Source organism: Alistipes muris (genome assembly GCF_943193205.1).
Classification (GTDB): Bacteria; Bacteroidota; Bacteroidia; order Bacteroidales; family Rikenellaceae; genus Alistipes; species Alistipes muris.
In genome coordinates, this window is the sequence record NZ_CALPDD010000011.1 from 16,064 (window position 1) to 34,800 (window position 18,737).

Sequence of the window (18,737 nt, forward strand, 5' to 3'; positions counted from 1 at the left end):
GGTATGAGACTATTCCTCGGCGGGCTGCTGACCCTCGGCCGCGGGAGCCGCACCGGATTCGGGAACACCGCCCTCGGCAGGCTGCTGGTCCTCGGCCGTTTCGGGCTCCTCGTCGGAAGCAGGCACGGCCATGACCGAAGCGATGGCGTCGCCCTCGCGGAGGTTGATGATGCGCACGCCCTGCGTAGCACGCCCGGCCAGACGAATCTGCCCGACGGAAGTACGGATGGTGAGACCCGAACGGTTGATGATCATCAGGTCGTTCTCGTCGGTGACGGACTGAATGGCAATCAACTTGCCGGTCTTCTCGGTAATGTTGATGGTCTTCACGCCCTTGCCGCCGCGGTTGGTGATGCGGTACTCGTCGAGGTCGGTACGCTTGCCGTAACCGTTCTCGCTGAGCACCAACACGTCGCGCTTGTCGTCGGGCTCGATGCAAATCATACCGACCACCTCGTCGTCGCCCTCGAGCGAAATACCGCGCACACCGGCGCCGACGCGCCCGATAGGCCGCACCGTAGCCTCGTTGAACCGGATGGCCTTGCCCTCCTTGGCGGCGATCATCACCTCGGCCGACCCGCTGGTGAGCTTGGCCTCGATGAGCTGGTCGCCCTCGCGGATGACGATGGCGTTGACGCCGTTCTGCCGCGGCCGCGAATAAGCCTCCAACTTGGTCTTCTTGATGGTACCGTCCTTGGTACACATGATGATGTAGTTGCTGTCGACATACTCCTGGTCGTCGAGCCGCTTGACGTTGATATAAGCGCGCACCTTATCGTCGGGCTCGATGCGGATGACGTTCTGGATGGCACGCCCCTTGGACGAACGCGCCCCCTCGGGAATCTCGTAGACCTTGAGCCAATAGCAACGCCCCTTCTCGGTGAAGAACAACATGGTATTGTGCATCGACGCGACGTAGATGTGCTCGATGAAGTCCTCGTCGCGCGTAGCGCTGCCCTTGGCGCCGACGCCGCCGCGATGCTGCGTGCGGTACTCGGCCAACGGCGTACGCTTGATATAACCCATGTGCGAAATGGTGATGACCATGTCGTCGTCGGCATAGAAATCCTCGGGGTTGAACTCCTCGGAAGCGTAGACGATTTCGGAACGCCGCTCGTCGCCGTACTTGGCCTTCATCTCCAACAACTCGTCCTTGATAATCCGGAACTGCAACGATTCGTTTTCGAGCACCTCCTGCAAATGGGCGATGAGCTTCATCAACTCGTCGCGCTCGGCAATGAGCTTGCCGTGCTCCAACCCGGTGAGGGCGCGCAGACGCATCTCGATGATGGCCGAAGCCTGGATGTCGGAGAGGTCGAAGCGCTCGATCATAGTCTGCTTGGCGGCGTCGGGAGTCTGCGACGAACGGATGATCTGCACGATTTCGTCGATGTTGTCCTGCGCGATCAACAGACCCTGCACGATATGCAGGCGCTCCTCGGCCTTGCGCTTGTCGAAACGCGTGCGGCGCACGACGACGTCGTGGCGGTGGTCGATGAAGTGCTTGATAAGCTCGCGCATGGAGAGCAGCTGCGGCCGCCCGTTGACCAACGCGATGTTGTTGACGGCGAACGACGTCTGCAACGGCGTATTCTTGAACAACGTATTGAGCACGACGCTGGCGACGGCATCCTGCTTGAGGATGACGATGATACGCAGGCCGTTGCGGTCGGACTCGTCGTTGATATAGGAAATACCCTCGATCTTCTTGTCGTTGATCATGTCGGCGATTTTCTTGATCATCTCCGCCTTATTGATCATGTAGGGAATTTCAGTGATGACGATGCACTCGCGGCCGCTGGGCGTATGCTCGATTTCGGTCTTGGCACGCATGACGACGCGGCCGCGGCCCGTGAGCATGGCCTCCTTGACCCCCTCGTAACCGTAGATGATGCCGCCCGTGGGGAAGTCGGGGCCCTTGACGTAGTCCAGGAGCTCCTCGCCCGTGATTTCGGGATTGTCGACATAGGCACAGCAGGCGTCGACGACCTCGGAGAGGTTGTGCGGAGCCATGTTGGTGGCCATACCGACGGCGATACCGCTGGCGCCGTTGACAATCAACAGGGGAATCTTCGTAGGCAGGACCGTAGGCTCGTCGATGGTGTCGTCGAAGTTGAGCGTCCAGTCGATGGTCTCCTTGTCGATGTCGGCCATCACCTCGTCGGTAATCTTGCGCATGCGGGCCTCGGTATAACGCATGGCCGCAGGCGAATCGCCGTCCATCGAACCGAAGTTACCCTGGCCGTCGACGAGCGGATAACGCATCGACCACTCCTGGGCCAGACGCACCATGGCGTCGTAGACCGAACCGTCGCCGTGGGGGTGGAACTTACCCAGCACGTCGCCGACGATACGCGCCGACTTACGCGTGGGCTTGTCGGAATAGAGGTTCAACTCCGCACTCATATCGTAGAGGATGCGCCGGTGCACGGGCTTCAGACCGTCGCGCACGTCGGGCAAGGCACGGGAGACGATGACCGACATCGAATAGTCGATGTAGGCCGACTTCATCTGCTCCTCGATGTTGATGGGGATGATGCGCCCCACCAACCCGGCATTCTTTTCTTCTTCAGTCAACATTTCGGGTTCTGGAATTTCATAGTATTCAACGAACAAAAATACGATTTATTTTCGTTCTGAGCAATTTTGCGCTGCAAAAATACGCTTCGCGGGAAGATATTTTTCCGGCAACACCCGTTTTTCGGCACTTTTCAGCCCGTTTGACGGCACAAAAAAAATTCCCCGACAGGGTGTCGGGGAAAACAAAACCGCGGGCAGGTCGTACAGACCTTATGGCGGATGAAAAAGCTACTCCTCCTTCACGAGGTTGAACTTGGTGGAAATCTCCTTCTGCTCGATGGCCTGCCGCAGATTGAAACGCTTCTTCTGCGCGATGTAACCCGGCTTCTCGCAGACAACCTCGATCTGCACGTTTCCTGAATTATTGAATGTCAGCCCCTTGACGTCGAACGTCTCGGTGGTCTCGTAAGGCGTGGAACCCACGTAGTTCTGATTGGTGTTCTTCACCTCGGAAGTCGACGAAACGATGCGGGTCGAGACATCGGCACCCTTGGGCGTCGAATCGACATACCACCGGATGACGGTCGATTCGAGCGCCGTATTGCCGGCTCCGGTCACCTGCTTGTTCTTTTCGAGAGCCGGCGAAGCGGCCCGCTTGAGGAAGAAAGCAATCCGGTCCCAGTCGATGTCCTTCAACGCATTGGCATAGGCCGTATTCAAGGCCCTGGCCCCCGCAAGAAAATCATTGCCGTTGCCGCCGAGGCTGGCACGGCCTACGGCCACAACGCTGGGATAGACCAACTTGCGATCCTGATCGTGGACCTCGACATTCAGCTGGACAGTACCCGACCAACCCACTCCCGAAAGGAAACCGAGGTTGAACTCGCGGACCGAAAGCGTCAGCATGTAGTCGGTCGCAACGTCGGAATCGAGGTTGAAACCCATCGTGCGCATATAACGGCGCGTGCTCTCCGAAACGAACGATACGATTTCGGGGTCGGTCTGCACCTGCGGAAGCGTGGTGGCACTGGCGTCGTACTTCTGAAGCACACGGCTGTTGGAACGCGCATCGCGCACGTTGAGCCGGACGCCGTAGTCGAGTTCGACATAACGGTTGGCCTGCGGCTCCTCCGTGAGCGCCAGGTTAATGATCCGAGGACCGGGAGCGACGAAGTTCTTCACGGAGGCGCACGAAGCCAAGCCCAGCAGCATGGCGGCACCCGCAATCCAAAAGACTTTCTTCATGGCTAACGGTCCGTTTTAAGTTTGATGATCTTAGCAGTAACGGTCGACTTGTAAGTGATACTGCGCGTACCGGTCTGCTCGACATTCGTGGAAATGGTCGGCTCGATGACCGCATCGGCGCCGTACTCGCGCGCCAGATTGACCAGTCGATAGAGAGCCACCCGACGGACAACAACCTCGGGCTGCGTGATGTCGGTAGTCGTTCCTGCGTAATCGTTTTGCAGATACCCCAGTCTCAGAATGCCGCTGTGCTTGCAGGCCAGGCCGAACTTGCCGGTCGTGAACTGCATCGAGAAGTCGCCGTCGGAATCGACGATTTCGGTTTTGGAACCGTCCCTGTCGTAGGAATAAACGACCGTGGCCTCGGCTGTAAGCGTATTGAGAATTTCGTAATCCGAACGTTCGAGATTCAGGTCGGCCAGCGGAGCCGTATCAATCGTGTTGACGGCCCGAGGCATGATGACACGCTTGATCGAACCGCAGGAAGCAAGGCAAACGGCGCAGCAAGCCAAGATTAAAAGTTTTTTCATTTTTCGAGTTTGTTTGTTCGTGATGATTATTTCCGAAGTCCTCGAATCGGAAGATACGGACAAACAAAAAGCGCGGACTTCTTCGCAAGATGCCGGATTCTGCGGTCTTCCACAACCTTGTCCCCGAACAACGGAATAAAGCCCACGCTGGGATACAGCATGGGCGTCAAACTTTATTCCTTCGGGGACATTCGTGATAAGTGGAAGTTTCAGAATCCCGAAATACAAGCTAACGCCTTTTGTTTATATGTCCTCGGATGTTATTGTTCCATAGGCAAAAAAATGATGAATTTTCGACGAAGATAAAGGAAAGCCGGCAAAAAACAAAATTTTCCGTGCGATTCGGTAAGACAAGCCTCGGGCTTGCTTACCGGAAGTCGATCCACTCGTAGTCGGGATAGGCGGCGCGGTCGAAAGTGCGGAGCGGCCCGTCGAACGGCCCGAACCGAAGAATCCGCACCGTAACCTGCCCGCCGTCGAAGTCGTAGACGATGGACTGCGGACGGAGGGATGCCGTCGCAACGACAAGCGTAATATTGCCTGTCGGAGCACCGCTCCCGGCCGCGGGTGTCAGCTGCACGGCCGTCGCGCCGTCGCGCTCCCACAACAGCGAGGGTACATATTCGCTGTCCAGAAAATCGAACGCCCGGACCGGATTGTCGAGCAGGCTGCGGCTGGCGGCGTCCGTCTCTCCGACGATGATTTCCCTGCGGCTGTTGCTGACCTCGAAACGGGTGCTGCCGTCGGCGAAAACCTCGTTATCGCCCATGACAAGGTAATAACTGTCGCCCGAGACGAAATAAGAGCCCGTACCCCGGTACTCCCCCATCGCCACCTCGAAACCGATTTCGTACCCTTCGAGCGCACGCATCTGCGCCGAGAGCGCCGCCACGACCTCTTCAGCCCGGCTCTGCGCCAGCACGGCCGGCGGCAACAACATACAGACGACGCCCAACAAACAAACAACGGCTTTTTTCATAGGTGCAAAATTAGGTTCTTCGCTGACGCTCAGAATGACAAAATTCGCTCGGAGCGGCAAAATCCGGTCAGAACACCCCCAGCTCCTGCAACTTGGCTTCGAGCGACGGGAGGTCGTGGTAGAGGATTTCGCGGGGCTTGGCGCCGATTTGCCGCCCGACGATGCCGGCCCGTTCGAGCTGCATCATGATACGCCCGGCGCGGTTGAAACCCACCTCGTAATTGCGCTGGATCATCGACGTGGAAATAGAACCGCTCTCCACGGCGCCGCGTGCGATGCCCGCGAAAAGCACGTCGTACTTGACCGGAGCCGAAGCCTCCTCGCTGCCCATCCCGCTTTCGCCCCCCTCGGGCACGTAGTCGGGCAACAGATAAGGCGCGGTATAACCCTGCTGCTTGGAAATGTACTCGACGATACGCTCGACCTCGCGCGTCTCGACCAACGCGCACTGAATACGCGTCAGCTCGCCGTCCTTGGAGAAAAGCATGTCGCCGCGGCCGATGAGCTGGTTGGCGCCGGGCTGGTCGATGATGGTCCGCGAGTCGATCATCTGCATGACGCGGAACGCGATACGGGCCGGGAAATTGGCCTTGATACCTCCGGTGATGACCTTGACGTCGGGACGCTGCGTGGCGATGATAAGGTGGATACCCACGGCGCGGGCTTTCTGGGCCAGCCGCATGACGGGCCGCTCGACCTCGCGCGCCATCATGATAAGGTCGGCGAACTCGTCGACGATGACGACGATGTAAGGCAGATAGCGGTGGCCTTTCTCGGGATTGAGCCGCCGCGCCGTGAACTTCTCGTTGTACTCGACGATGTTGCGCGCTCCGGCCTGGCTGCACAGCTCCAAACGGTTGTCCATCTCGATGCAAAGCGAATTGAGCGTGTAGACCGCCTTCATCGGGTCGGTGATGATGGCCTTCTCCTCCGACTCCATCTTGGCGAGGAAATGGCGTTCGAGCTTGGCGTAGAGCGAGAATTCGACCATCTTGGGGTCGATCATCACGAACTTGAGCTGTGCCGGATGCTTACGGTAGAGCAACGACGTGATAATAGCGTTCAGCCCCACCGACTTACCCTGTCCGGTAGCACCCGCGACGAGCAAGTGGGGCATCTTGGCGAGGTCGAACACGTAGTTCTCGTTCTGAATCGTGCGCCCGATGACCACCGGGAGCTCGGCCTTGGACTCCTGGAAACGCACCGACCGCACGGCCGAATACATCGACACGACCTGCTTGTCGCGGTTGGGCACCTCGATGCCGATGGTTCCCTTGCCGGGGATGGGGGCAATGATGCGGATACCCAACGCCTTGAGGCTCTGGGCAATGTCGTTTTCGAGACCCTGGATTTTGGAAATCTTGACCCCCTGCGCCTGCACGATTTCGTAGAGCGTGACCGTGGGGCCCACCGTCGCCTTGATGCGCTGGATGGGGATGCCGAAATACTTGAGGGTCTCCTCGATGCGCGACTTGTTCTCGAAAATCTCTTCGCTGCTTACCTCCGAATCGGAAACATAGTCTTCGAGCAGCGTCACGGCGGGTTTGCGGTAGTGGATCAGGTCCTTGAGCGGGTCGTAGCTGTCGGTCGGAATGGCCTTTTCGTCGACCAGCCGGGCGCGGTTGGTTTCGACCGTGACCACCACCCCCTCGGCCGGAGCTTCGGACGACGCAGGCTGTACCGGCTGCGCGGTCTTGGGCACGGTCACAAGGTAGGGTTCGCCGGGGTTCTGCGGCTCCTCCTCGACGGGCTCCGGTTCGGCGGCAGGCGCCTGCTTGGCCGCCATCGTTATTTCGGTGAACGGTCCGTGGACCACGGGCTTGGGCACCGCAGGCTGGTCGAGCTCGACCAATCCGCCACGGCCCATGACGACACGGCCCTTGCGCGAGAGGTCGAATTCGAGGAACTCATCGTCCCCGGCCACAAGAACGGGCCCGGCAGGCTCCTCGGGCACCTCCTCCGGCTCGGCGGGCGCATTGCGCACGATTTCGGTGAACGGGTCGTCGCTCTCCTCGGGCATCTCGGCCACGGACGCACGCCGCGGCTCGGCAGAGACGGGTTCGGCATACCGCCGGGCCGCCACCGGTTCGGTGCGCGGCGGAATCGTATAGGGGGCTTCCTCCTGCTGGTAAGCGGGCTCCTCCTGCGGAACATCGAACCACGGTTCCTCCTCCTGCGGCACAGGATTCTGCGCAGGAGCAGGGGTTTGCACGGGCTGCGCAGGCGGCAGGGGCGTATCGTAGAAAAACTCCTCGTTGTCGGACTGCGCGGACGAAGCGACCCTCTGCCGGAAACTTTCGACGAGCCGCTCGCCGCGGCCGACCACGGCCTGTCCGGCGGAATTGACCGTATTGATGAAATTGCGGTTGATGAAAACGCCGACCAGAATCCAGCACACCAACAGCAGAATGACCGTTCCGAAAGTACCGATGCGGCCGCTCAGCAATTCGGCCACCGCGATGCCGAAAGCACCGCCCCACCCGGTCGAACAACAAAGACTGCCGCGGGTTCCGGCCACGAAACCCAGGGTCAGCGAACCGAGAATCATGACCAGGCACAGCGCGAGCACCGAGTGGTTGAGCAACATGGGGCGCTGGCGGATGATGCGGATGCCCACGAGCATCAGCACGACGGGCACCAGGATGCCGCAGACGCCCAGCGAACGGTCGACCAGCAAGATGCCCAGCCGGGCCCCTGTGCCGCCGCACCAGTTGCGGACCGTCTCGCGAAACAGCTCGGGCTCCTCGCTCGACTTGCGGAGGATACTCTGGTCGGCCTCCCAACAAAAAAACGAAGAAAAGAGCGCCACGGCGGCGAACACCCCGACGCAGAGCAGCAACAAGCCGACGATCCAGCGGATGCTGTCGGTGTTGCTCCGCTGAACCCGCTGCCGTGCATTGGGCGAAGTGGTGGTGTTTCGGGATGCCATGACCTGACTGAGAATTCGACCGAGCGAAGGTAGCAAAAATTTTCGGATTTCCGGACCTGCAACGCCCGAAATCTGACGGAGGGAATCAGCCGCGCGAACCCATCGCTTTCATTTCCAGGCGCGAACGGTAGGCTTCGTCGGCGAAAGTGAGGAACTCGCAAGCGGGCACATGGTCCGCGGCGGCCCGAAGCCCGTAGCGGTCGAGCAACTCGGCGACGCGACGGGCGACGGCGGGCGACGGGTCGACGATGGCGACGCCGCGCCCCGCGACGATGCGCTCCAACACGGGCAGCAGGAACGGATAATGCGTACAGCCCAGCACAATCTGGTCGGCGCCGCGCTCCAACATGGGCTCGACGGCCCGGCGCACGCACTCCTCGGCTTCGGGCGTCGCTTCGCGGTCGCTCTCGACCAACTCGACGAATCCCCGGCCGGGAGCCGTGACGACCTCGATGCCCCTGCCGTAGAGCGCGGCCGTGCGGCGGAACAAGTCGCCGTCGAGACTGCGCTCGGTGGCCAGCACCCCCACCACCCCACTACGGGTGGCCAAGCAGGCGGGCTTGACGGCAGGCTCCATGCCGACGATGGGCATGGGAGCGTATTTCCCGCGCAGGAAGTCGATGGCGGCGGCCGTAGCGGTATTGCAGGCGACGACCACGAGCTTGCACCCCCGGGCGACCAACGCGGCGACCGCCTCGTCAGCGAGCCGGACAATCTCCTCGCGCGGCCGCGACCCGTAGGGGCAGTTCTTACCGTCGCCCAGGTAGAGGAGCGATTCGCCGGGCAGCGCACGCCGCACCTCGCGCCAGACGGTCAGACCGCCCAGCCCCGAATCGTAGATGGCTATGGGAGCGCTATTCATAATTAAAAATCGAGAATGAAAAATTAAAAATCTTTCGGCCGCAAGGGTCGGAATCCGCAGAACGTACCAGCCAGAACCGGGGACCCTGCCGATGAAGTCCGAAACGCCGCCGGGGCCGATTTTTCATTCTTCATTTTTCATTTTTAATTTTGCTTAATATGTTTTCCGCCACTTCGTCGTCCGACAAGGCGTCGCAGTCGAACACCCACCGGGCCTGTGCGTAGCAAGGTTCGCGCTCGGCGATGTCGCGGGCCATGAAGCCGACCAGCTCGCCGTCGGACAAACCCCGCAGGCGGGGCCGCTTCTGCCGTCCGTAGGGTGAAAGGCGCCGCGCGATCTGCTCGGCGGAGCGCCGCAGGTAGACCGTTGTTCCGGCTTCGTTCATCCGGGCCATGTTGTCGCGCCACAGCGGAAGCCCTCCGCCCGTGGAGACCACCCTCGTCGCGGGGTCGGCGATCAGCCGTTCGAGCACTTCGCGCTCGACCTCGCGGAAACGCTCCTCGCCCTCGTAGCGGAAGATGTCGGCGACGGTCGCTCCCTCCCGCTCCTCCACCGCCCGGTCGGTATCGACCGCCTCCACGCCGAGCCGCCGCGCAATCTTGCGCGCAAGGGTGCTCTTGCCGCAACCCATGTACCCGACCAAGAAAAGCGGACGCATAACCGTCGGAAGTCAGAACAAATCCAACTGCTCGGGGTCGATCACCTCGTCGGCATCGCCGCGGGGCCGTTCGACCTCGAAAGCCACTTCGTCGGAGACCGACGCCTGCGCAGCACCGGCCTGCGGCGCCGAAACCTCGGAATCTTCCGGCCCCTCACCGGCAAGCCCGGCATCTTCGGCAAGGTCGAAATCCGCCGCGGCCGTCTCCTCGTCGTCCGGCCCGGGTTCGGGCTGCGGAGGAAGCGCGGGCTCGATGAACCGCAGCGACGCGACCTCGAAAGTAGTCAGCCGCTTGCCCTTGGCGCGGTGGCTCTTGACCCCCACGAACCCGTCGACGTCGATTTCGTCGGCCGGGCGCGAAGCATGGGCCCCCTTGTAGGTTATCTCCAGGCGGGCGCCCGCGCGGTCGGTGACGCAGACGAAGTCGGACTGCCCCTCCTCGTCGAGGAAGAACTGCAACTTGTCGGTGGCTTCGGCCGTGAAACGCTTCATATAATAATAACCCTGCGCGCGGTCGAAGTAGCAGACGCTGTAAACGCATCCGGCCTCGAAGCGGTCGACCCGCACGGTCTCGTCGGGGAAGTGCTGGGCGAGGTCGTAACCGGTAATATAATATTGGTTCCTGGAGGTCCAGACAATCAGCTTGTCGTCGCCCTTGAACTCGCCGAGGAGCTTGCCGCGCCCGTCGGCGTTGAGCCGCCGCACGTCCTCGTCGAACCAGACGCTCTGGCCGCCGAGCGTCGAGACGCCGCGCTCCTTCAAGACGATTTTGTGGATGCCGTAGCGCGAGAAGAGGTTGCCCTGGCTCTGGCGCCCCTTGATGGCGAGGGTCGAGAAATCGAGGTCGACGATCACCTTCTTGAGCCGCGGACGGGGCTTGAAGTAGACCTTCAGCACCTCGGCCTCGCCGTTGGGGTTGACCGACATGTAGAGAATCTCGCTGCGCGGCGTCCCCTTGGTCATGTCGTATTCCTTGTCGCGCGTGACGGACTTGATGGCGCAGCGCTTCATCAGAATCGGACCATTGCGGCCGTCGCGGTAGAGCACGTTGTAGATGGTCCGCTCGTCGTTGCGCTTGAAGACGCCGATGTAATAGATGCCCTTGTCGAAGAACGCCTTGTCCGAGACCTTGGTGATGACGTAGCGGCCGTCCTTGGTGAAGACGATGACGTCGTCGATGTCCGAGCAGTCGCAGACGAACTCGGCGTCCTTCATCGACTTGCCGATGCCGAAGAAACCCTCGGCACGGTCGACGTAGAGCTTGGCGTTCGTGACGGCGACTTTCGTAGCCTCGATGGAATCGAACTCGCGCAGTTCGGTGCGGCGTTCGTGGCCGGCGCCGTATTTCTCGCGGATGCGGCGGTAGTAGGCCACGGCGTAGGCCGTGAGGTGCTCGATGTCGTGCTTGGTCTGCGCTATCTGCTCCTCGATCTGCTTGATCTCGTTGTCGGCCTTTTCGGTGTCGTAGCGCGAAATGCGGATGAATCGCAGTTCGGTGAGCCGCTGCACGTCGTCGATGGTCACCTCGCGGCGCAGCAGCTTCTTGAACGGCGCCAGCCCCTTGTCGACAGCGGCATAGGCCGCTTCGCGGGTCTTGCACCCCTCGATAAGCTGGTAGAGCTTGTTTTCGATGAAGATGCGCTCGAGCGACGCAGCGTGCCAAGCCTCGTTCAGCTCGCCGAGCCGGATTTCGAGCTCGCGGCCCAGCAGCCACTTGGTGTGGTCGGCCGAACGGCGCAGAATCTCCCGCACCCCGAGGAAATGGGGCTTCTCCTCCCAGATGACGCAGGCGTTGGGCGAGATGGAGACCTCGCAGTCGGTAAAGGCGTAGAGCGCGTCGATGGTCTTGTCCGACGATTCGTCGGGAGCCACCTGGATGACGATTTCGACCTTGTCGGCCGTGTTGTCGTCGACCTTGCGGATCTTGATTTTGCCCTTTTCGTTGGCCTTGATAATCGACTCCTTGATGGATTCGGTGGTGGTGGTATAGGGTATTTCGGTGATGGCAAGGGTGCGCTTGTCGATTTTCGAGATGCGCGCCCGCACCTTGACCGCCCCGCCCCGCAGACCGTCGTTGTAACGGCTCACGTCGGCCGTGCCGCCCGTGGGGAAATCGGGATAGAGCTCGAAGTCGCGCCCCTCCAGATGGGCGATGCAGGCGTCGATAAGCTCGTTGAAGTTGTGCGGCAGAATCTTCGACGCCAAACCCACGGCGATGCCGTCCGACCCTTGGGCCAACAGCAGCGGGAACTTGATGGGCAGCGTGACGGGCTCCTCGTTGCGGCCGTCGTAGGAACGCATCCACTCGGTGGTCTTCTTGTTGAAAACCACGTCGAGGGCGAATTTCGACAGACGCGCCTCGATGTAACGGCCTGCGGCGGCCTCGTCGCCCGTGAGGATGTTGCCCCAGTTGCCCTGGCAGTCTATCAGCAGCTCTTTCTGCCCCAGCTGCACGAGGGCATCCTTGATGGAAGCGTCGCCGTGGGGATGGTACTGCATGGTCTGCCCGACGATGTTGGCCACCTTGTTGTAGCGGCCGTCGTCGACGGTCTTCATGGCGTGGAGAATACGCCGCTGCACGGGCTTCAGACCGTCCTCGACATGGGGCACGGCGCGTTCGAGGATGACATACGATGCGTAATCGAGGAACCAGTTCTTGTACATGCCTGTGAGCTTGCGCACCCCGCCCTCCTCCTGCGTCAGACGGTCGTACTTGCCGCTCCTGGCCGGGGCGGCAGGCGCTTCGGCATCGTCCGCATCGGATGCGCCGGCGGGTGCTTCGGCAGCCCCGTCGCCGACGGTTCCGGACGCCGCGGGCTCCCCGTTGAACTCCTCTTCGGGATGGATTCTATCTTTATCTTGAGACATCAATTCTGAATTATGAATTGTGAATTATGAATTACGAAAGAGCCAGGTCCTGCTCCACGAGGTCTTCCTCGATGCGCAGGTTGTCGATGATGAAGCCCTGCCGCTCGAAGGTGTTCTTGCCCATGTAGAACTCCAGCAGGTCGTGGATGGGGTCGTCCTTGGTGATGCGCACCCGGTCGAGCCGCATCCCCTCGCCGATGAATTCGCGGAACTCGTCGGGCGAAATCTCGCCCAGACCTTTGAAGCGCGTGATTTCGGCGTTGGCGCCGCACTGCTTGAGCGCCTTGAACCGCTCCTCCTCCGAATAACAATAATGGGTCTCCTTCTTGTTACGGACGCGGAACAGCGGGGTCTGCAAGATATAGAGGTGGCCGCGGCGGATGACGTCGGGGAAGAACTGGAGGAAGAACGTGGTAATGAGCAACCGGATGTGCATGCCGTCGACATCGGCATCGGTGGCGATGACGACCTTTTCGTAACGCAGGTTGTCGATCTCCTCCTCGATGTTGAGCGCCGCCTGCAAGAGGTTGAACTCCTCGTTTTCGTAGACCACCTTCTTGGTGAGCCCGAAGCAGTTGAGCGGCTTGCCGCGCAGCGAGAAAACGGCCTGCGTACGCACGTCGCGAGACTTGGTGATGGAACCCGACGCCGAATTGCCCTCGGTGATGAAAATCATCGACCGCTCGGCCAACTCGCTCTTGTCGGTGCGGTGAATCTTGCAGTCGCGCAGCTTGCGGTTGTTGAGCGACACCTTTTTGGCGGTCTCGCGCGCCTTTTTCTGGATACCCGAAATGGCCTTGCGCTCCTTCTCGTTCTCGACGATTTTCTTCTGAAGAATCTGCGCCGTCTCGGGGTGCTTGTGGAGGTAGTCGTCGAGGTGCTTGGTCAGGAAATCCATCACGAAGTTGCGCATCGAAACCCCGGGCTCTATCTCCTTGGAACCGAGCTTGATTTTGGTCTGCGACTCGAAGACGGGGTCGGTGACCTTGACCGAAATGGCGGCGATGATGGAGGTGCGGATGTCGAGCGGGTCGTAGTCCTTGCGGAAAAACTCCTTGACGGTCTTGGCGATGGCCTCGCGGAACGCCGCCTGGTGGGTACCGCCCTGCGAAGTGTACTGGCCGTTGACGAACGAATAGTAATTCTCGCCGTAGCCCGTGCCGTGGGTGATGGCAATCTCGATGTCGTCGCCCGACAGATGGACCGGGGCATAGAGCGGGTCCTCGGTCATGTTCTCGTTCAAGAGGTCCAGCAGACCGTTCTTGGAGACGTAGGCCGTGCCGTTGAAATTGAACGTGAGCCCCAGATTGAGGTAGGTATAGTTGCGGACGAGCTGCTCGACGTATTCGAGGTTGTAATCGTAGGGACCGAACACCTCCTCGTCGACCCGGAACCGAATCAGCGTACCGTTGGGCTCGCCGACGCCCGACTCCCAGCGGTCGCTCTGCTCCAACCCCTTGGCGAAGGTGACGGTGCGGGCCTCGCCGTCGCGCACCGACCGGGCCTCGAACTCGGACGAAAGCATGTTGACGGCCTTGACGCCGACGCCGTTGAGACCCACGGTCTTCTTGAACGCCGAACCGCCGTACTTGCCGCCCGTATTCATTTCGGAGACGGCCGCCGAAAGCGACTTGAGGGGGATGCCGCGCCCGTAGTCGCGGACCGTCACGACACGGTCCTCGATGGTGATGTCGACCTGGTGCCCGGCGCCCATGATGAACTCGTCGACGGAGTTGTCGACCACCTCCTTGATGAGGACGTAGATACCGTCGTCGGCCTGCGAACCGTCGCCCAGCTTACCGATATACATACCGGGCCGCAGGCGGATGTGCTCGCGCGGCGAAAGGGTCACGATGGCGTCGTCGCCGTAGTTTTCGGGGGAATTATTGGTAAGTAAATCTGCCATAATATCGAATTAAAAATTAAGAATGAAGAATTAAAAATCGAGCCCCGACCGACCGGAACCGACCGGGATAGGGCGAAATTCAATTTTTCATTTTTAATTTTTCATTTTTAATTTCCGCCAGGGCGGCCGCCATGTCGTCGTGGACCTGCTGTGCCAGCTCGTGGACCTCGGTTGCGGCGACCGCAGCGGCTTCGACGGGCGGCAGCACGCGCACGGTGATGCGGTTGCGCCAGTTGAAAAGGAAATTCTTCTTGATGAGTGTCGCAGTCCCGTCCAGCACCACGGGCAGAATCCCCACCCCGGCCTCCTTGGCCAAGGCGAAAGCCCCGGTTTTGAAACGGTGTATCTCGCCGTCCTTGGAACGCGTACCCTCGGGGAACACCGCCACCGAAGCGCCGCGGCGAATCCATTTGCACCCCTCGCGCACCATCTGCTCCTTGGCTTCGGCGGCACGCCCGCGGTCTATGCAGATGTCGCCGTGCAACACGAGGAACTGCCCGAAGAAAGGCACCTTGAAAATCTCGCGCTTGGAAACCCACCGGAAATTGAGCGGGATGCAGTAAAGCGCCGGGATGTCGATTACTGTGTTGTGGTTCAGCACGATGACATAGCTCTTGCTCCGGTCGGCGTACTCGCGGCCGATGACCCGCTGCCGCCAGAACGGCGGAATGAAAAAGAAGATGCGGACCAACACGCGCGAAAGTTCGTGGACCGTGCGGCGCGCCTTGTCGAACGGCCAGCATACGACCAGCGCGACGGCCGACAGAAGCATGAAGACCGTGCACAGAGCCACCAGAAACAGATAATATAAAGCACTCAACATAACGTTCGGGCAAAGGAAATTCGGTTCAATATCGTGCAAAAGTAGGAATTTTTCCCGGAATAACCACCGGGCCGTGGCGTTTTCTCGTAATTTCCCGCACATGCCCGAACAGCGGCAGGACCCTGCCCCGACGAACAACGGCACCGATTAATTAACTTTATATAAATAGGTATCGAAAATTTTCGCAAAAATCAAGTACTTTGCATTGCATAGTATAATTATTTTATCATATCTTTGCACTGTCGAGATATAACGAACAGAAAATAATCAACAACAAAAGATATGAAAAAACTGGCCGCCTTCATCGTGATTGTAATAATGACCGTTCTGCGGGCCCTCGGGGCGCAAAACTACCCTGCCACGGGCCGCGTGGTGACCGAAGAGGGCCAGGCCGTGGAATATGCCACGGTCGTGCTGCTGCAAAACGGCGAACAGGTAACCGGCATGGCCACCGACACCGAGGGCCGCTTCGCGCTGAAAGTTCCGGCGGGCGACTACACCCTCTCCATCCGGTTCATCGGATTCGAGCCGCTGGAACGCGAGGTGCGCATCGAATCGCCGACCGACCTGGGCGACCTGACACTCAGCGCCGCCGCCACGCAAATCGACGATGTAGTGGTAAGCGCCCAGCTTATCCGCCGCGAAGCCGACCGCTTCGTGGTCGACGTAGCCAACACTCCGGCGATGCTCGGCCGGGACGGCATCGAAGCGCTCAAGCTGGCACCGGGCATCTGGATGGACGGCGACAAGATTTCGATCAACGGCAAATCGGGCTCGAAAGTCTACGTCAACGACCGCGAACTGCGCATGGAGCCCGACCAGCTGCTGAGCTACCTCCAATCGCTGCGGGCCGAGGACATCCAGAAAATCGAGGTCATCCCGATGGCCGGGGCCGACTACGACGCCGATTCGTCGGGCGGCGTCATCCACATCACCCTCCGCAAGCGCCGCGAACAGGGCACCGAGGGCTCGGTATCGCTGGCCGCCCAAGCGGGCGAATGGAGCCATGGGCTGAAGCCGCAAGCCAGCGTCAACCACCATTCGGAACGCTTCGACTTCTACGCCAATGCCTGGGGCCACCTGCAAAACGCCACGTTCCGCTCCGACGAACTGACCCGCTATACGGCAGGCGACACCCGGCTCGAATCGCACTCGCGCACCAAGGGACGTCCGCGCAACTACGGATTCAAGGCGGGCGGCATCTGCGAACTGACCCCGAAACACAGCATCGGGCTCGAAGCCGACTACTGGCGCACCAACGAACCGGGCATCAACGACACCCACACCGATTTCACGGCCGCCGGCATCCCGACCCGCACCGAGAGCCGCTACGATGCCCACAACCGGCAGAACAACCTTTCGGCGACGTTCAACTACATCTTCAAGCTCGACACCGCGGGCTCGACCCTCAAGCTGCTGGCCGACTACAACCTCCGCTCCTCGGATTCGGGCAACGACAATTCCAGCCGCATCGCCTCGCCCGGCGGCACGCTCGATTCGCTCTACCGCAACCGCTCGACGGCGCACTACAACGTTGCGACCGCCACGCTGGCCCTCGACAAGCATTTCGGCCCGAAATGGACGCTGCGGGCCGGAGCCAAGTACACCTACAACGACATGCGCAACCATGCGCTCTACGAATACCGCCCGGCCGAAACATGGCTGCGCGACGAGGCCCACAGCTTCCGGCTCGACTACACGGAACATATCGCGGCGGTCTACGGCATTGTTGCGGCGAACCTCGGCCGCTGGAGCGCGGTGGCCGGACTGCGCGGCGAATACACCCGCACGGCGGGCAAGAACGACGGCACCCGGCAAGACTATTTTTCGCTCTTCCCCAACGCCAGCGTCTCCTATGCGCTCACCCGCGACGGCGCCTACTCGCTCATCGGCCAGTATGCCCGCACCATCGGACGGCCGCGCTTCTGGTGTCTCAATCCGCAGCGCGTGCAGATTTCGGACTACACCTATCAGACGGGCAACCCGGAACTCGAACCCTCCTACAAACACGATGTAAGCCTGACCCTGGTGCTGGCCCACAAATATACGCTCACGGGCGGCGTGACGGTCCAGACCGACGAAATCCAGCAGACCATACAGCCCGACCCGACCAACCCCGACATGCTGCAAATCGTGTGGGTCAACTTCGACACGACGAAAAGCTACTACGCTTCGGCCAGCATCCCGCTGCAGCCGACCCGCTGGTGGTCGGTCAACCTCAACGGAACCTACATCCGCCAAGGCCAGCGCATCGGCCGGAACAGCCCCGAAGAACACTACAATTTCGGCTACGCGAGCGCCTCGATGACCTTCACCCTGCCGGCGAAGTTCTACATCGACCTCTCCTACCGCTACCAGAGCCGCGTGGTGCTGGGCAACTGCTGGGTCGAAGAGATGCACTTCACCGACGCCGGCATCAAGAAACGCTTCGGCGACAATCTCACGGTTGCTTTCACGGTCCGCAACCCCATAGCCCCACCGGTTCAGAAAATCGGAGCCCGCGGTGACGGCTTCGTACGCCATGTCGACGCCGTCCAAACCTGGAACAGCCGCACCTACCAACTGTCGCTGAGCTATCGCTTCCGAACGGGCAAGGCGTTCCGCCACCGAAACGTGGAAGCAGGCTCGGCCGAAGAAAAAAGCCGTCTGTAACGAATACAGACGGCTGGAAACTGTCGGGCGACCGCGCCTAAAACTCCACGAAGGGCGCCTGTGCGGCGGCGGCATCGGCCGTGAAGTAAGGCTTCTCGCCGAAACCGAACATCCTGGCGACGATGACGGCGGGGAATCTGCGCACAGCAACGTTGTAACCCCGAACCGTCGTATTGAAACGCTCGCGTGCCACGGCGATGCGGTTTTCGGTGCCCTCCAACTGCGCCTGCAACTCCTGGAAATTCTGGTTGGCCTTGAGGTCGGGATAACGCTCTGCGACCACGAGCAGCCGGCCCAAAGCCGAACGCACACCCTCCTGCGCCTGCTGGAACCGGGCCATGGTCTCGGGCGTGAGCTCGTCGACCGAAAGATTGACCGACGTAGCCTTGGCACGGGCCTCGACCACCCCTTCGAGCGTTTCACGCTCGTGGGCGGCATAGCCCTTGACCGTATTGACCAAGTTGGGAATCAGGTCCGAACGGCGCTGGTACTGCGTCTCGACCTGCGCCCAGGCGGTTTTCACCTCCTCGTCCATGCGGACGAAACCGTTGTAAGTCCGGTAAAACCAGAATGCGCCGAGCACGACCACGGCCGCCACGGCAATCCAAATCCATTTTTTCATTGCGCTATAATTTGAAATTTATAAGTCGACGCATCATTGCAAAGGCTGTTCAACCCGCAACAATCTATCGGTTTAGGTAGCTTTCCGAGCTCCGCTCCGGCGTTCTTTTGCCGCTTTTTGTTCCGGCAAAAAGCGGCGGAAAA

At 60.5% G+C, this 18,737-nt stretch carries 12 protein-coding genes; 1 reads left to right on the forward strand and 11 read right to left on the reverse strand.

Features of this window, described 5'->3' with window-relative positions:
• Positions 1-9: 9 nt before the first annotated feature.
• The 10 genes from gyrA to NFR47_RS07050 form a co-directional block, all read right to left on the reverse strand.
• Positions 10-2,580 (reverse strand): DNA gyrase subunit A, encoded by a 2,571-nt coding sequence (gyrA, locus tag NFR47_RS07005; RefSeq protein ID WP_251214861.1) that lies wholly within the window; start codon positions 2,578-2,580, stop codon positions 10-12.
• 228 nt (positions 2,581-2,808) lie between these two features.
• Positions 2,809-3,765 carry a YajG family lipoprotein gene (locus NFR47_RS07010; RefSeq protein WP_251214862.1) on the reverse strand — a complete coding sequence of 319 codons (957 nt, stop codon included), beginning with the start codon at positions 3,763-3,765 and terminating at the stop codon, positions 2,809-2,811.
• A gap of 2 nt (positions 3,766-3,767) precedes the next feature.
• Positions 3,768-4,295, reverse strand: a complete 528-nt coding sequence (locus NFR47_RS07015) for a hypothetical protein (RefSeq protein ID WP_251214863.1) — start codon at positions 4,293-4,295, stop codon at positions 3,768-3,770.
• 367 nt (positions 4,296-4,662) lie between these two features.
• Positions 4,663-5,274 (reverse strand): hypothetical protein, encoded by a 612-nt coding sequence (locus tag NFR47_RS07020; RefSeq protein ID WP_251214864.1) that lies wholly within the window; start codon positions 5,272-5,274, stop codon positions 4,663-4,665.
• Positions 5,275-5,341: 67 nt separating this feature from the next.
• Entirely contained in the window at positions 5,342-8,203 is a 2,862-nt protein-coding gene (locus NFR47_RS07025; protein WP_251214865.1) for an FtsK/SpoIIIE family DNA translocase, read from the reverse strand.
• A gap of 85 nt (positions 8,204-8,288) precedes the next feature.
• Positions 8,289-9,065, reverse strand: a complete 777-nt coding sequence (gene murI, locus NFR47_RS07030) for a glutamate racemase (protein WP_251214866.1) — start codon at positions 9,063-9,065, stop codon at positions 8,289-8,291.
• Positions 9,066-9,195: 130 nt separating this feature from the next.
• The gene (locus NFR47_RS07035; RefSeq protein WP_251214867.1) at positions 9,196-9,723 is read right to left on the reverse strand and encodes a shikimate kinase; all 528 of its coding nucleotides are present in this window, start codon (positions 9,721-9,723) and stop codon (positions 9,196-9,198) included.
• 12 nt (positions 9,724-9,735) lie between these two features.
• A complete protein-coding gene (locus NFR47_RS07040; RefSeq protein ID WP_251214868.1) occupies positions 9,736-12,591 on the reverse strand; it encodes a DNA gyrase/topoisomerase IV subunit A in 2,856 nt (951 codons plus the stop codon).
• Between the two features lie 31 nt (positions 12,592-12,622).
• Positions 12,623-14,497, reverse strand: a complete 1,875-nt coding sequence (locus NFR47_RS07045; protein WP_251214869.1) for a DNA topoisomerase IV subunit B — start codon at positions 14,495-14,497, stop codon at positions 12,623-12,625.
• Between the two features lie 79 nt (positions 14,498-14,576).
• On the reverse strand, positions 14,577-15,320 hold the full coding sequence (locus NFR47_RS07050) for a lysophospholipid acyltransferase family protein (protein ID WP_251214870.1): 744 nt from the start codon (positions 15,318-15,320) through the stop codon (positions 14,577-14,579).
• Between the two features lie 282 nt (positions 15,321-15,602).
• Here NFR47_RS07050 and NFR47_RS07055 point away from each other — a divergent pair, with 282 nt between their 5' ends.
• Complete coding sequence (locus NFR47_RS07055) at positions 15,603-17,972, forward strand: TonB-dependent receptor (RefSeq protein ID WP_251214871.1); 2,370 nt, start codon at positions 15,603-15,605, stop codon at positions 17,970-17,972.
• A gap of 37 nt (positions 17,973-18,009) precedes the next feature.
• Here NFR47_RS07055 and NFR47_RS07060 read toward each other — a convergent pair whose 3' ends face one another.
• The gene (locus tag NFR47_RS07060) at positions 18,010-18,594 is read right to left on the reverse strand and encodes a LemA family protein (RefSeq protein WP_251214872.1); all 585 of its coding nucleotides are present in this window, start codon (positions 18,592-18,594) and stop codon (positions 18,010-18,012) included.
• Positions 18,595-18,737 lie beyond the last annotated feature (143 nt).

What these genes read in the sequence shown, in the direction of transcription:
- gyrA (WP_251214861.1), bottom strand. Translation starts at nt 2,580, where the DNA reads ATGTTGACTGAAGAAGAAAAGAATGCCGGGTTGGTGGGGCGCATCATC.
- NFR47_RS07010 (WP_251214862.1), bottom strand. Translation starts at nt 3,765, where the DNA reads ATGAAGAAAGTCTTTTGGATTGCGGGTGCCGCCATGCTGCTGGGCTTG.
- NFR47_RS07015 (WP_251214863.1), bottom strand. Translation starts at nt 4,295, where the DNA reads ATGAAAAAACTTTTAATCTTGGCTTGCTGCGCCGTTTGCCTTGCTTCC.
- NFR47_RS07020 (WP_251214864.1), bottom strand. Translation starts at nt 5,274, where the DNA reads ATGAAAAAAGCCGTTGTTTGTTTGTTGGGCGTCGTCTGTATGTTGTTG.
- NFR47_RS07025 (WP_251214865.1), bottom strand. Translation starts at nt 8,203, where the DNA reads ATGGCATCCCGAAACACCACCACTTCGCCCAATGCACGGCAGCGGGTT.
- murI (WP_251214866.1), bottom strand. Translation starts at nt 9,065, where the DNA reads ATGAATAGCGCTCCCATAGCCATCTACGATTCGGGGCTGGGCGGTCTG.
- NFR47_RS07035 (WP_251214867.1), bottom strand. Translation starts at nt 9,723, where the DNA reads ATGCGTCCGCTTTTCTTGGTCGGGTACATGGGTTGCGGCAAGAGCACC.
- NFR47_RS07040 (WP_251214868.1), bottom strand. Translation starts at nt 12,591, where the DNA reads ATGTCTCAAGATAAAGATAGAATCCATCCCGAAGAGGAGTTCAACGGG.
- NFR47_RS07045 (WP_251214869.1), bottom strand. Translation starts at nt 14,497, where the DNA reads ATGGCAGATTTACTTACCAATAATTCCCCCGAAAACTACGGCGACGAC.
- NFR47_RS07050 (WP_251214870.1), bottom strand. Translation starts at nt 15,320, where the DNA reads ATGTTGAGTGCTTTATATTATCTGTTTCTGGTGGCTCTGTGCACGGTC.
- NFR47_RS07055 (WP_251214871.1), top strand. Translation starts at nt 15,603, where the DNA reads ATGAAAAAACTGGCCGCCTTCATCGTGATTGTAATAATGACCGTTCTG.
- NFR47_RS07060 (WP_251214872.1), bottom strand. Translation starts at nt 18,594, where the DNA reads ATGAAAAAATGGATTTGGATTGCCGTGGCGGCCGTGGTCGTGCTCGGC.